The organism is Allomesorhizobium camelthorni (genome assembly GCF_011045125.1).
GTDB lineage: Bacteria > Pseudomonadota > Alphaproteobacteria > Rhizobiales > Rhizobiaceae > Allomesorhizobium > Allomesorhizobium camelthorni.
In genome coordinates, this window is the sequence record NZ_JAAKZF010000315.1 from 1 (window position 1) to 689 (window position 689).

The 689-nt window shown below is 57.2% G+C and carries 1 protein-coding gene; it reads right to left on the bottom strand.

What is annotated here, in order from left to right; genetic code table 11:
- The coding region (locus G6N73_RS36115) for a GlxA family transcriptional regulator (RefSeq protein WP_165034603.1) at positions 1-689 on the bottom strand (689 nt) is incomplete at both ends.

The following is a 689-nucleotide window of genomic DNA, read 5'->3' on the forward strand; positions in this document are numbered from 1 at the left end:
AACTGCCCCTTACCTGTGATGGTGTTTGGCCGTGCACTCTTTTGAAGCTTCTCGTAAAATGGGAAGCGTTCTTCAGGCCAACCTCCAGCGCGACCTCAATGTTCGAAGCCCTGGTCTTTGAGATCATTCGTTTGGCGTAATCCATGCGAATCTGTTTAAAAGCTCGTGCCGGGGAGAGCCCTGTTGTTTCGATGAAGACCCGCTCGAGCTGCCGCCGCGAGACACCGATCCTTGCTGCCAGATCTTCAATCGTCATCCCGTCGAGGTTCTGCTCCATGGTCATGAGCGCAACCTTGACGTGGATGTTGCTGAAATCCTTAAACAGAGGCCGGCGAGGCTGGATGTGCACTGCAGGTCTGGCCTGGTCGATCTGAAGAACCTCGAGCGCGTTCCGTTCGGCCCGGCCGCTGATGTGGCGTCGCACCAGCGTGGCCGCCATATCCGCAGCACTGGTTCCGCCGACGCAAGAACCGCGCCTGCGATCGAGATTGAAAATGCAGTCCGCGCGGACGGGATTGTCCGGAAAGCGTTCGCGGAACTCCTTTATATGCAACCAGCTTACGCAGGTCTGATGATACCGCATCAATCCTGCTTCGGCCAAGATGAACGATCCCGTACAGACTCCGATGAGCGGCACCTTGGCGGCTGCCGCTCGTTTGAGAAAATGGATGGTCTCGCGATCGACCGGA